Source organism: Nocardiopsis terrae (genome assembly GCF_014651695.1).
GTDB lineage: Bacteria > Actinomycetota > Actinomycetes > Streptosporangiales > Streptosporangiaceae > Nocardiopsis > Nocardiopsis terrae.
In genome coordinates, this window is record NZ_BMXJ01000007.1 from 434,664 (window position 1) to 447,701 (window position 13,038).

Sequence of the window (13,038 nt, forward strand, 5' to 3'; positions counted from 1 at the left end):
CGTCACCGCGGTCCACGGCCGCCGCCACACCCCGCGGTGTGACGGCGGCCACTGGCGGCCTTCTTCTACCCTTGAAGAGTGAGCCCGCGCCGTAACAGCCCCCGCCGCAAATCCTCCCGGGGCCGCAACGCCCCCGGTGGTCCCCCCGACGAGGACGCCCTCATGCTGCGCGTCACCGGAGGACAGCGCAGGGAGACAGGACCGGACGGCGAATGGGTGACCCGACGGATACCCGGCGCGGCCGCCACCAAGGTCTACCGGTGCCCCGGCTGCGCCCAGGAGATCCCGACCGGGATGGCCCACGTCGTCGCCTGGCGCCCCTACGGCGACGGCGGCGACCGGCGGCACTGGCACTCCTCCTGCTGGGACCGGCGCTCCCACCGCTCTCCCCGGTACTGACCCGGACCAGACCACAGAGGAGCCATGGAGATTCGAGCCACCACGGTGTTGCCCGCCGTGCGACGACCCATCACCCTGCACACCGCCGACGGCCTGGAACTCATCGGTGAACTCGCCCTCCCCGAGGGCGGTCGGCCCGCGGCCACGCTCGTGTGCCTGCACCCTCTGCCCACCGCCGAAGGCATGATGGACAGCCACGTCATGCGCAAAGCTTCCTTCCGGCTTCCCGCGCTGGCCAACGTCGCCGTCCTGCGCTTCAACACACGCGGCACGTCCTCCCGCCACGGCACCAGCCAAGGAGAGTTCGGCGAAGGGGAGACCGAGAAACACGACGTCCTCGCCGCCATCGAGTTCACCGAGTTCGAGGAACTCCCCGAACCCTGGCTGCTCGGCTGGTCCTTCGGAACCGAACTCGCCCTCAAATGGGGCTGTGACCCGCAGATCCGGGGAGCGCTTCTGCTGTCCCCACCGCTACACCGCGCCGATGAGGCGGACATGAAGGTGTGGGCGGACTCCGGGAAGCCGGTCATGGCGCTCGTCCCCGAACACGACGACTTCCTCAGGCCCGACGAGGCCCGTGAACGGTTCGCGCCGCTCACCCAGGCCGAGGTCATCGGGGTCGACGGCGCCAAACACCTGTGGGTCGGCGAACCCTACGTGCGCCGCGTCCTCAACGAGATCGTCAAGAAGGTCAACCCCGCAGCACACCCGCTGCCCACCGAATGGGACGGGCCCTGGGAGAAGGACGTCGTATAGTTTTGGGCCGCCGCTGTGCTTGCTTGGGTCCTCCGCTTCGCTTCGGACCGTGTTTGTGCTTGCTTTGGGCCTCCGCTTCGCTTCGGCCCGTGTTCGGCGCCTTTGCGGAGGGATTCTTCATCCTCGGCTGCGCCTTGCTCGTTCCTCGCTGGCGGCTTGCCTCGTCTTGCAGAACCCTCCCCGGCGCCCGAACGAAAGAACACCCCCTGTAGCTGAGGCAGTTGCGCAGAGATCAGAACACCCCCTGGGCCAGGGTGGGTGGGAAGCACTCCCCTTGTGGCTGAGGTGGGCGGGCAGGCTCTCCTCTTCTGGCTGAGGTGGGCGAGAGGGTACTTCTCCTGTGGCTGAGGAGACCTGGAGTGCGGACAGACGGAAGGGCCCGGAACCCCCTCTGAGGGGGACCGGGCCCTTCGTCGTGTCAGTACGACCGGGGCGCGCTCAGTGGCGGCCGATCGCTACTCCTGCCACCAGTCCTCGTCGTCGGCACCCTTGCCGGACGCGGCCGGCTGCTTGGGCTCCTCGGCGGGGGCGGCCTCCTGCTGGATCGCGGCGGGGGCCGGAGCCGCCGGTGCGGCCGGAGCCGCGGGAGCCGCCGGGGCGGCACCGCCGCCGCCACCGAGCAGCTGACGCAGCTGCTGGAGGTGCGACTGGATGCTGTCGCGCTGGCGGTTGAGCTCGTCGACCTCCTTGTTGGCGGCCGTCATGATCCGGTTGGCCTCGCTCTTGGCGTCGCTGAGCTGGTGCTCGGCCTTGGACTTGGCCTCGGCCTCGATCTGCCCGGCGTTCTTCTTGGCGTTGCTGACCAGCTGCTTGGCGTGGTTCTCGGCGTCGCGCCGGGTCTGCTCGGCCTGCTGGCTGGCGTTGGTGGCGCGCTGCTCGGCGCTGGAAGCGCGCTCCTCGGCCTCGTTGACCATCTTCTGCGTGGCGGCCTGGGCGGCGGCCAGACGCTCGGCGTCCTGGCGCTCGGCCTCGGCGCGGCGGTCGGCCAGCTGGAGCTCGAACTGGTCCTCGGTCTCGGTGCGGCGCGCCTCGGACTCGGCGTAGGCCCGCTCCGCGTTCTTGCGCAGCTCCTCGGCCTGGCTCTTGGCCGACTGGATGGTCTCGTCGCGCTCGCGCTTGGCGGCGGCACGGGCCTGGGCGCACTCACGCTCGGTGGTGGTGCGCAGCTTCGCGATCTCACCCTCGAAGGTGGCGCGCTTCTCCGCGATCTCGTGGTCGACGGCCGAGCGCTTCTTCTGCACCTCGCGCTCGGTGGTGGAGGCCAGCTCGTCGGCCTCGCGGCGGGCGGTGGTGCTGATCTCCTCCGCCTCGGACTCGGCGGCCTGGCGCTGCTCGTCGGCCTCGCGCTGGGCGAGCGTGCGGACCTCGGTGGCCTCCGACTCGGCGGCCGCGCGCATCTCGGCAGCCTCGATCTGGGCGGCCGAGCGGATGTCGTTGGCGTCGATCTGCGCGCTCTGGACAAGCTCGTTGGCCTGCTCCTCGGCGAGTCGGAGCAGCTCCTCGATGCGCGAGCCCAGACCGGAGTAGGAGGGACGCTCCCGCTCCTGGAGCTGGCGGCTCTTGGCGGTCAGCTCCGACTTCATCTTCTCGAGCTGCTTGTTGGACTGCTTGACCTCGTTGCGCAGGCCGTCCAGGTAGTCCTGCACCTGGGTGCGGTCAAAGCCACGCAGCACCACGTCGAACTCGGGCGGGGTGTTGTCTTCGTCGAAGATGTTGTTGAGTTGGGTGTCAATGTTGTTGTTTGACGACATGTGGCGGAATCCTGAACGGGTGCGAGACGGCTACTTGCAAACTGCCAGGGGCGGCAGGAGGGCGGCTGCTTGTGCCCCAGGAGGGACGGGTTGTTGCCCGGGGTGAGCGAGCCGAGGTGCAGGCGGACCGGTGCGACGGGTTCTCGAATGACCCTGACCGCCTCCGACGGTCGCCCTGGTGCGGTGGACACGGAGGGTGCGGCCGACCCGGCTCACGAACCGGACTGCAAGACATGGATCACGCCGGAAGAAAAGTACATCCGGCAGCTAGCCGACTTTATCAAGCGTGGAACCCCTGGGAAGGGGGTTTCGGGTAACTTCCGGCGGTGCCTGTGGTCAGCCATACCGGGGGAACTCAAGCTGTGATGTGTCCGGAACGTCCCCGTGACGTTGTTCGCGCTGGTCGGGTGTTCCGGCCACCCTCAGTGGGCGCTTTGTACCAACTCGGTGAGGACCCCGCCACAGTCCTTCGGGTGCAGGAAGACGATCTGTGATCCCGCGGTTCCGGTGCGGGGCTCGGGGTCCAGCACCCGCACGCCCCTCTCCCCGACCCCGGCCGCGCTCGCGGCCACGTCGGAGGTGCCGAAGGCGATGTGGTGCACGCCCTCCCCGTTGCGGGCCAGGAACTTGGCCACCGGGGAGTCCTCCCGGGTCGGTTCCAGGAGTTGCAGAAAAGTGGCGCCGCCGTCGTCCGTGCCGTTGATCCGGAGCATCGCCTCGCGGACGCCCTGCTCCTCGTTGACCTCCTCGTGCTCGACCTCGAAGCCGTACGTCGTCCGGTAGAACTCGATGGAGGCGTCGAGGTCGCGGCAGGCGATCCCCACGTGGTCCAGTCGGGTCAGCCCGGAGAACGGGCCGGTGGGGCTGGGTGCGGCACTCACTGGGGAACCTCCCGAACGTCGGTGTGATCTGTGTGGGTATCGTTGCAGACCAGGTGCGTCACCCATCACTTGGAGGCCAGTTAAGATGTCCGGTTCCGTCATCGTCGGTGGGGCCCGGACCCCCACCGGCCGACTCCTCGGCTCCCTCGCCGGGTTCTCCGCCGCAGACCTGGGCGGCTTCGCGATCAAGGCCGCGCTGGAGCGTGCCGGTATCAGCGGCGAACAGGTCGGATACGTGGTCATGGGACAGGTCCTGCAGGCCGGCGCCGGACAGATCCCGTCCCGCCAGGCCGCGGTCAAGGCGGGCATCCCCATGGACGTCCCGTCCGTGACCATCAACAAGGTCTGCCTGTCGGGCCTGGACGCCATCGCCCTGGCCGACCAGCTCATCCGCGCTGGTGAGTTCGACGTCGTGGTCGCGGGCGGCATGGAGTCCATGACCAACGCCCCGCACCTGCTGCCGAACGCACGCAAGGGCTACAAGTACGGCTCCGTCGAGGTCCTGGACGCCACCGCGCACGACGGCCTCACCGACGCCTTCGAGGGTGACTCGATGGGCGCCTCCACCGAGCGCCACAACGGCAAGCTCGGTATCGAGCGCCCCGAGCAGGACGCCTTCGCCGCCCGCTCACACCAGCGCGCCGCCGCCGCGGCCGCCGAGGGGCGGTTCGACGAGGAGATCGTCCCCGTCGAGATTCCGCAGCGCAAGGGCGACCCGGTCGTGTTCTCCGCCGACGAGGGCGTCCGCCCCGACACCACCGCCGAGAGCCTGGGCAAGCTGCGCCCGGCCTTCGACCGCGACGGCACCATCACCGCGGGTTCCTCCTCGCAGATCTCCGACGGCGCCGCCGCGGTGGTCGTGATGAGCAGGGCCAAGGCCGAGGAGCTCGGAGTTCCGGTCCTCGCCGAGATCGGCGCGCACGGGAACGTCGCGGGCCCGGACAACTCGCTGCACTCCCAGCCCTCCAACGCGATCAGGCACGCGCTGGCCAAGGCGGGCAGGTCGGTCGAGGACCTGGACCTGATCGAGATCAACGAGGCCTTCGCCGCGGTCGGCATCCAGTCCACCAAGGACCTCGGAGTCTCGGAGGACATCGTCAACGTCGACGGCGGCGCCATCGCGATCGGTCACCCGATCGGTGCCTCCGGTGCCCGTATCGCCCTGCACCTGGTCCACGAGCTGCGCCGCCGCGGCGGCGGGCTCGGCGCGGCCGCCCTGTGCGGCGGCGGCGGCCAGGGCGACGCCCTGCTGTTCACGGTGCCCGCCGAGTAGTTCCAGCAGGCACCGTGGTGTGGCGGCGCGGCGGACGCGGACACCACCCCGGTCCGTGCGCGGACCGGCCACGGGTGAGAACGTACGGGCGGGGGCCACAAGCCCCCGCCCTGTCTCTATCTGCTCGTCAAAATCGAGGAGTCGCATGAAAGCCCCCCAGTTGGTCGAACGGGTTCGCGGGGGTGACCGCAGGGCGCTGGCCCGCGCGATCACCCTGGTCGAGAACGGTGCCGCCGAACTGCGCGAGATCATGGCGGGGCTGGCGCCCCACACCGGCCGGGCCCGGGTGGTCGGGTTCACCGGTTCCCCGGGGGTGGGCAAGTCCACCACCACGAACGCCGTGGTGCGCGCGGTGCGGGCCAGGGGGCTCTCGGTCGCGGTCCTGGCGGTGGACCCCTCCTCGCCCTTCACCGGCGGCGCCCTGCTCGGTGACCGGGTACGGATGCAGGAGCACGCCACCGACCCGGGGGTGTACATCAGGTCCATGGCCAACCGCGGACACCTGGGCGGCCTGTCGTGGGCGACCCCGCACGCGCTGCGGGTGCTGGACGCCGCCGGGTTCGACGTGATCCTCGTGGAAACGGTCGGTGTGGGCCAGGCGGAGGTGGAGATCGCCGGGCAGGCGGACACGACCGTCGTGCTGTGCGCGCCGGGCATGGGCGATTCGGTGCAGGCGGCCAAGGCCGGCGTGCTGGAGGTCGCCGACGTGTTCGCGGTGAACAAGGCCGACCGGGACGGCGCCAAGGTGACCCTGCGCGAACTGCGCCAGATGATCGCGATGAAGGACCGCACCGACGAGGAGTGGAAGCCGCCGATCGTGATGACGGTCGCCGCCCGGGACGAGGGGGTGGGCGAGCTCTGGGACCGGGTCGAGGAGCACTTCGCGCACCTGGAGAAGTCCGGGGAGCTCGGTGAGCGGCGCCGAGCACGCGCCCGCGACGAGGTGCAGGCGATCGTGCTCGACCTGCTGCGCGCCCGGATGGGCGGGGTCGGCGCCGACAGCGGCCTGGACGGGCTGGCCCGCGAGGTGGCCGCGGGTGGGCGCGACCCCTACGCCGCCGCCGACCTGCTGCTGCGGGAGTTGGGCGCGGACCCGGAAGCCTGACCGGCGGTATCCCTGGAAAAGGGTGGCCGGGGCGGACCGTCGCACGTCGGTCCGCCCCGGCCCGGACGGCGGTGCTCCCCGGATCAGAGCACCGACGCCGTCGTTCCCGCCCGGGCCGGAGCCCGGGCGGGGGTCTGTGGCCCTAGCCGCCGAGCGCCGCGTCGATGGCGTTCATCAGGCTGCCGTTCGCGTCGTCGCCGTCGATCGACCAGATCATGACCCCGCCGAGGCCGTTGCCGGTCACCCAGTCGGTCTTCTGGGTCATGGCGGTCTCGTCGTCGTAGGTCCAGAAGGTCTCGCCGTCGTAGAGCCAGGCCGTGCCGAGGTCGTCGTCGCGGTACAGGTCGAAGCCGGTCAGCTCCTTCAGGTTCCGGTACTCCTCGGTGCCGTCGGCGTAGGTGCCGGAAGCCGGCCCGGTAGCGGGCTGGAAGAGCCCGTCGTCTTCGGGGCCGGGTTCCACACCGGTCCAGCCCTGGCCGTAGAAGGGCACGCCCAGGACGATCTTGCGGGGGTCGACGCCGCGGTCGAGGTAGGCCTGCACGGTCGTCTCGGTGGAGATCACGGCGCCCGGGTCACGCGGGTCCGCGACCAGGTTGGACTGGTGGTTGGTGCTGTCCTCCCAGGTGCCGTGGTAGTCGTACCCCTGGACGGTGATGAAGTCGAGGTCGGGCATGATCTCGTCCAGCTCGTAGCCGGTGTCGATGCGCCAGGGGCCGGCGGGCATGAACGAGCTGAGCTCGAAGTGGCGGCCGGTCTCCTCCCCGAGTTCGTCGAGCTGCTCGCGGAACTCCCGGACCAGGGCGGTGAAGTTCTCCCGGTCCTCGGGGCGGACGACGTTGTGCGGGTTGCCGCTGGTGGCGGGCCACTCCCAGTCCAGGTCGATGCCGTCGAAGACGCCGTAGGCCACGCCCTCGCCGCCCGCGCCGTCGATGACGGGCAGGTCCCCGCGCAGGTACAGGTCGATGCAGGAGGAGACCATGCGCTCGCGGGACTCGGGGGTGAGCGCGGCGTCGGAGAAGTGCTCGGACCAGTTCCAGCCGCCCAGCGAGACGCTGACGGCCAGGTTCGGGTACCGCTCCTTCAGTTTGCGGAGCTGGTTGAAGTTGCCGCGCAGGGGCTGGTCCGGGCCGTCGGCGGCGCCGTCGACGCTCTCCGAGGCGGGAACGGCCCGGCCGTAGTCGGCGCGGGCGTCGCCCTGGTCGGGCTCGTTGGTCATGAAGCACTCGCCGTCGGAGCCGACGTTGCCGAAGGCGTAGTTGATGTGCGTGAGCTTCTCGGCGCTGCCCGAGTCGACGAGGTCGCGGACGTGGTAGTCGCGCTCCTGGACGCCCCACTGGGTGAAGTAGGCGACGCTGAGGTCCCCGTGCTGCGGGCCCTCGTCGGGCTCACCGGCGCAGGGGGAGCCGTTGACGGTGCAGTCGAGCAGGTGGCTGTTGCCGTCGGTGTGGACGCCGTTGAACCCGAACTCGTAGGTGCCGCCCGCGGGGACCACGGCGCCCCAGCGCGGCGGGGTCACGGTGTAGCCGTCCTCGGCGGACCCCTCCAGGGCGGCGTTCCACAGTTCGTGGATCCGGCTGCCCTCGGGGAGGTCGAATTCGAGGGTCCAGTCGGTGAGGTCGGTCCCGGAGGCGTTGTGGACGGTGATCTCGCCGGTGTAGCCGGTGTTCCAGCGGGCCGACTCCACGTAGGTCACCGTGAGGTCGGCGGCGTCGGTCTCCTCGGCGGCCGCCGGGGACACGAACAGGGCGAGCGGTGCCACCAGCGCGGCGGCGGCCAGCACCGCCAGCCGGTTTCTGAGTCGTCGTGAGCTCACGTCGCGAGTTCTCCTGAGGGGGTCGAGGGCCCGAGTGCGCGGCCCTGACGTGGGGGGATAAATTTTTAGGAAACTTAACTAATAATTACGGGTGCCGTCAACGCCTACCGGGGGGTTTCCGCGTTCCCGTGCCGGGTTCCGGGGGCGTCGAACGCTTCCGGGGCGGACCTGTCGAGCTGACGGGCCGGACCAGTGGGTCGCGGACGGGGCTGTCCCCTTGTGGCCACGGGAAAGCCTTGACACGAGAGTTGCCGGAAAGGTAAGAGCCCCGGCTGGGTCAGCCGGGGCTCCTTCTTCTCGTGCGGTTGGTGGTGCGGAAGGGTTACTGGGTGAGGGCGGTGTCCACGGCGTTCATCAGGCTGCCGTTCGCGTCGTCGCCGTCGATCGACCAGATCATGACCCCGCCGAGGCCGTTGTCCATCGCCCAGTCGGTCTTCTGCGCCAACGCGATCTCGTCGTCGTAGGTCCAGAAGGTCTCGCCGTCGTAGAGCCACGCCGTGCCCGAGGCGTCGTCGCGGTGCAGTTCGAAGCCGGGCAGGTCCTTGATGACCTTCCAGTCCTCGATCCCGGCCTCGTAGCTTCCGGGCGCGGGGCCGGTGCTCCCCTGGAAGAGGCCGTCACCGTTCGGGCCGGGCTCCACGCCCGTCCAGCCACGGCTGTAGAAGGGCAGCCCGAGCACCATGTCGGCCGGGTCGACGCCGCGGTCGAGGTAGGCCTGCACGGTCGTCTCGGTGGAGAAGACGTCCGGCCCCGGGTCGTCGGGGTGCTCCAGCAGGTTGGACTGGTGGTTGGTGTTCTCCTCCCAGGCGCCGTGGTAGTCGTACCCCTGCACGGTGACGAAGTCGAAGTTGGGCATGAGCTGGTCCATCTCGAAGCCCAGCTCGATCTTCTCCGGGTCGGCGGGCAGGAACGCGGTCAGTTCGAACTCGCGCCCGGCCTCGGTCTCCAGGTCGTCCAGCTGGTCACGGAACTCCTGGACCAGGGCGGTGAAGTTCTCCCGGTCCTCGGGGCGAACCGTGTTGTGCTCGTGCCCCGCGGAACCGGGCCACTCCCAGTCCAGGTCGATGCCGTCGAAGACGCCGTTGGCCGAACCGGGGCCGCCCGCGCCGTCGAAGGTCGGCAGGTTCCCGCGCAGGTACAGGTCGATGCAGGAGGAGACCACGCGCTCGCGGGACTCGGGGGTGAGCGCGGCGTCGGAGAAGTGCTCCGACCAGGTCCAGCCGCCCAGCGAGATGTTGACCTTCAGGTCCGGGTGCTCCTCCTTGAGCTTCCTCAGCTGGTTGAAGTTGCCGCGCAGGTCCTGGGCCCAGGTGTCCCCGACCCCGTCCACGCTCTGGTCGGCGCTGAAGGACCGCCCGTAGTCGGCCCAGGCGTCGCCCTGGCCCAGCTGGTTGGCCATGAAGCACTCGCCGCCCTCGTTGATGTTGCCGAAGGCGTAGTTGACGTGGGTGAGCTTCTCGGCGGTGCCCGAGGTCTCCATGTTGTTCACGAGGTAACCGCGGTCGTAGATGCCCCACTGGGTGAAGTAGGCGACCCTGCGCTCCCCGGGCGGGTCGGTGGGCCCGCCGCCGTCGTCCTTCTCCGTGGTCGCGGTGACCGGTGCGCTCTCCGGACCGCGGTTGTTGGAGGTGTCGTAGGCGCGGACGGTGAACGTGTACCCGGTCTCGGGGGCCAGACCGCTCACGTCAGCGCTCAGGGCGTCGGCGCCGACCGCGCGGACCACCTCGCCCTCGGAGAGGACCTCGTACCCGGCCAGGGCGACGTTGTCTGCGGCGGCCTCCCAGGACAGCGACACCGAGTTCGCGGTGACGCCGGTGGCGGTCAGCCCGCCGGGGGCCGTGGGCGGCTCGTCGTCCTGCTCGCCGGGCTCCCCCGAGCAGGGGTTCCCGTTGACGAGGCAGTTCTCCGGGGCGGTGCCGCCGCCGGAGTGGGTCCCGTTCCACCCGACGGTGTAGGTGCCTCCGGCGGGGACCGGGGCTCCCCACGAGGGCGCGGTGACGGTGTGCGTGCCGCCGGACTCGGAGTGCTGGGCGTTCCACAGGCTGGTGATGGTGCTGCCCGAGGGGAGCGTGAACTCGACGGCCCAGTCGGTGAGAGCGGTGTCGGCGGCGTTGTCGATGGTGAGCTGGCCGCCGTAGCCGCTCTCCCAGCGGCTGGACTCGACGTAGGTGACGGTGACGTCGGAGGTGTCCGCGGAGGCGGTGCCGGGCGTCAGTGCGAGGGGGACGGCGATCATCACGGCGAACAGTGCCGCGAGCCGGGTCCGGGGGCGTGGGGTTCTCACGTTGCGAGTTCTCCTGGTGCGTGAGCGGCAGTGGGGGAGGGATGCCGACCGTCGGCGCTGGGGCGCAGACGGAGCGGGAGGTTGCACAGGAAGCGGGTTCGGGGGCGGTGAGCGGGACCGAGTACGGGCCATTCAGAGCCTCTGACGTGGGGGGATAAATTTTTAGGAAACTTAACTAATAGTTTCTGGGTCCGTCAATGAGTTCCGTCGGACGTTTTTCGCCCGCGATCCGTGCGGGTCGCCCAACCAGTGGCGTTTCCGAGGTCGCGGGGCGGACCAGTCGCCGCGGCCGGAGGTTGTCCCCTTGTGGCCATCCGAACCCTCTTGACGGAAGGGGCTGAGTATGCAATACCCGAACGCCGTTCAGGGTTCGCGGAAGACGGCCTAGAGTGACGGCGTGGGAAACCCTTTGAACCTTCCGTTCGACCCGATCGAGCGCGCTCACGACAACTGGAGTCAGAGATGGGGTGCCTCGTCCGCCATGGCGGCGGTCACCTCGCTCATGCGCGCGCAGCAGATCCTCATCGGCGAACTGGACGGTGCCCTCAAGCCGTTCGGTCTGACCTTCGCCCGGTACGAGGCGCTGGTACTGCTCACCTTCAGCTCCTCCGGCTCACTGCCGTTGGGCAAGATCGGTGAGCGCCTGATGGTGCACCCCACCAGCGTCACCAACACCATCGACCGGTTGGAGGGGCAGGGCCTGGTGCTCCGCCGCCCCAACCCGAGCGACGGCCGCGGCGTGCTGGCGGAGATCACCGGCGCCGGGCGCGAGGTCACTGAGGAGGCCACCCAGGCGCTCCTGGGCATGGACTTCGGCCTGGGCTGCTACTCCGACGAGGAACTCTGGCGTATGCACGAGATGTTCACCCGGCTCCGGGTGGACTTCGGTGACTTTCCGGCCCCGGTTCCGGCCGCCGAGGCGGCGGAGCGCGGCTGAACTCGGCCCTTCCGGCCGCGTCAGTGCCACGGGCGCCCCTTCTGTACATATTTAGTTGGACGTCCTACTATCTTGGTATGTCGAACACCACAGGCGACCCCACCAACGACGCCGGGGCCCGGGAGATCGAAGCAGGACGCGACCGCTGGCAGCGCCGCTACGACTCCGCCCGCAAACGCGACGCCGACTTCACCTCCCTGTCCGGGCGCCCGCTCGAACCCGTCTACGGGCCCGCCCCGGACGCCGAGGTCCCCGGCTTCGAACGGATCGGCTGGCCCGGCGAGTACCCCTACACCCGCGGCCTCCACCCCACCGGCTACCGCGGCCGCGCCTGGACCATCCGCCAGTTCGCCGGATTCGGCAACGCCCGCCAGACCAACGAGCGCTACAAGATGATCCTGGCCCAGGGCGGCGGCGGACTCTCCGTGGCCTTCGACATGCCCACGCTCATGGGATACGACTCCGACTCCGAGCACGCCCTCGGCGAGGTCGGCCACTGCGGAGTCGCGATCGACTCGGTCGCCGACATGGACCTGCTCTTCGAGGGCATCCCCCTCGGTGAGACCACCACGTCCATGACCATCAGCGGCCCGGCCATCCCGGCCTTCTGCATGTACCTCGTCGCCGCCGAACGGCAGGGCGTGGACATCGGCACGCTCAACGGCACGCTCCAGACCGACATCTTCAAGGAGTACATCGCCCAGAAGGAGTGGCTGTACCCGCCCGAGCCCCACCTGCGCCTCATCGGCGACCTGATGGAGTACTGCGCGGAGCACATCCCCGCCTTCAAACCCCTCTCGGTCTCCGGCTACCACATCCGGGAAGCCGGCGCCACGGCCGCGCAGGAACTGGCCTACACCCTGGCCGACGGGTTCGGTTACGTCGAGCTCGGCCTCTCCAGGGGCCTGGACATCGACCGCTTCGCGCCCGGGCTGTCCTTCTTCTTCGACGCCCACATCGACTTCTTCGAGGAGATCGCCAAGTTCCGCGCGGCCCGCCGGATCTGGGCCCGCTGGATCCGCGACACCTACGGGGCCACGACGGAGAAGGCCCAGTGGCTACGGTTCCACACCCAGACCGCGGGGGTCTCCCTCACCGCCCAACAGCCCTACAACAACGTGGTGCGCACCGCTGTGGAAGCACTGTCCGCGGTGCTCGGCGGCACCAACTCGCTGCACACCAACGCCCTGGACGAGACCCTGGCACTGCCCACCGAACAGTCCGCCGAGATCGCCCTGCGCACCCAGCAGGTCCTCATGGAGGAGACCGGCGTCGTCAACGTCGCCGACCCCCTCGGCGGCTCCTGGTACGTGGAGGCCCTCACGGACGAGATCGAGGCCGAGGCCGAACGGATCTTCGCGCGCATCCTGCACATGGGCGGAGGAGAGGAAGCCGAACACAACATCGGCCCGATGACCTCCGGGATCCTCGCCGGGATCGACAACGGCTACTTCAGCTCCGAGATCGCCGAGTCCGCCTTCCAGTACCAGCAGGCCCTGGAGAAGGGCGACAAGCGCATCGTCGGTGTCAACTGCCACACCAACACCGTCTCCGGCGAACTGGACATCCTCAAGATCAGCCACGAGGTCGAACGCGAACAGAAGCGCGCCCTCACCGAACGACGCTCCACACGCGACAAGGCCACCGTCGACCGGGCCCTGGACCGCCTCCTCGAAGGAGTCCGCGCCGACGACGGCAACCTCATCCCGCTCATCATGGACGCCGCCCGCGCCGAGGCCACCCTCGGCGAGATCTGCGCCGCGATGGGAGAGGAGTTCGGCACCTACACCGAGGATCCGCAGTTCTGATGGGGGCTGTGTTTGCTTGGGGCCTCCGCTT

The 13,038-nt window shown here is 69.7% G+C and carries 10 protein-coding genes; 6 read left to right on the forward strand and 4 right to left on the reverse strand.

Going from position 1 to position 13,038, the window contains the following annotated elements:
- Positions 1 to 78 precede the first annotated feature (78 nt).
- Both IE195_RS21830 and IE195_RS21835 read left to right on the forward strand, forming a co-directional pair.
- Positions 79 to 399: an Rv1322 family protein gene (locus IE195_RS21830; RefSeq protein ID WP_191274564.1), complete on the forward strand. Its 321-nt coding sequence runs from the start codon at positions 79 to 81 to the stop codon at positions 397 to 399.
- A gap of 24 nt (positions 400 to 423) precedes the next feature.
- Positions 424 to 1,155 (forward strand): alpha/beta hydrolase, encoded by a 732-nt coding sequence (locus IE195_RS21835; protein WP_191274566.1) that lies wholly within the window; start codon positions 424 to 426, stop codon positions 1,153 to 1,155.
- A gap of 455 nt (positions 1,156 to 1,610) precedes the next feature.
- Here the strand turns inward: IE195_RS21835 and IE195_RS21840 are convergent, their stop codons facing one another.
- Both IE195_RS21840 and mce read right to left on the reverse strand, forming a co-directional pair.
- On the reverse strand, positions 1,611 to 2,906 hold the full coding sequence (locus tag IE195_RS21840; RefSeq protein WP_191274568.1) for a DivIVA domain-containing protein: 1,296 nt from the start codon (positions 2,904 to 2,906) through the stop codon (positions 1,611 to 1,613).
- A 422-nt stretch (positions 2,907 to 3,328) separates the two neighbouring features.
- Positions 3,329 to 3,787 (reverse strand): methylmalonyl-CoA epimerase, encoded by a 459-nt coding sequence (gene mce / locus IE195_RS21845; protein ID WP_191274571.1) that lies wholly within the window; start codon positions 3,785 to 3,787, stop codon positions 3,329 to 3,331.
- Between the two features lie 85 nt (positions 3,788 to 3,872).
- Between mce and IE195_RS21850 the strand changes: the two genes are divergently transcribed.
- Both IE195_RS21850 and meaB read left to right on the forward strand, forming a co-directional pair.
- On the forward strand, positions 3,873 to 5,060 hold the full coding sequence (locus IE195_RS21850) for an acetyl-CoA C-acetyltransferase (protein WP_191274573.1): 1,188 nt from the start codon (positions 3,873 to 3,875) through the stop codon (positions 5,058 to 5,060).
- A 145-nt stretch (positions 5,061 to 5,205) separates the two neighbouring features.
- A complete protein-coding gene (gene meaB / locus IE195_RS21855; protein WP_191274575.1) occupies positions 5,206 to 6,165 on the forward strand; it encodes a methylmalonyl Co-A mutase-associated GTPase MeaB in 960 nt (319 codons plus the stop codon).
- Positions 6,166 to 6,307: 142 nt separating this feature from the next.
- On the opposite strand, the gene IE195_RS21860 is transcribed toward meaB, so the two are convergent.
- Both IE195_RS21860 and IE195_RS21865 read right to left on the reverse strand, forming a co-directional pair.
- Entirely contained in the window at positions 6,308 to 7,978 is a 1,671-nt protein-coding gene (locus IE195_RS21860) for a glycosyl hydrolase family 18 protein (RefSeq protein WP_191274577.1), read from the reverse strand.
- Positions 7,979 to 8,300: 322 nt separating this feature from the next.
- Positions 8,301 to 10,214, reverse strand: coding sequence for a glycoside hydrolase family 18 chitinase (locus tag IE195_RS21865; protein WP_191274722.1), 1,914 nt, complete (start codon positions 10,212 to 10,214; stop codon positions 8,301 to 8,303).
- A gap of 457 nt (positions 10,215 to 10,671) precedes the next feature.
- Between IE195_RS21865 and IE195_RS21870 the strand changes: the two genes are divergently transcribed.
- The gene (locus tag IE195_RS21870; RefSeq protein ID WP_191274724.1) at positions 10,672 to 11,199 is read left to right on the forward strand and encodes a MarR family winged helix-turn-helix transcriptional regulator; all 528 of its coding nucleotides are present in this window, start codon (positions 10,672 to 10,674) and stop codon (positions 11,197 to 11,199) included.
- Positions 11,200 to 11,276: 77 nt separating this feature from the next.
- Entirely contained in the window at positions 11,277 to 13,007 is a 1,731-nt protein-coding gene (gene icmA, locus IE195_RS21875; protein ID WP_191274579.1) for a coenzyme B12-dependent isobutyryl-CoA mutase large subunit, read from the forward strand.
- Positions 13,008 to 13,038 lie beyond the last annotated feature (31 nt).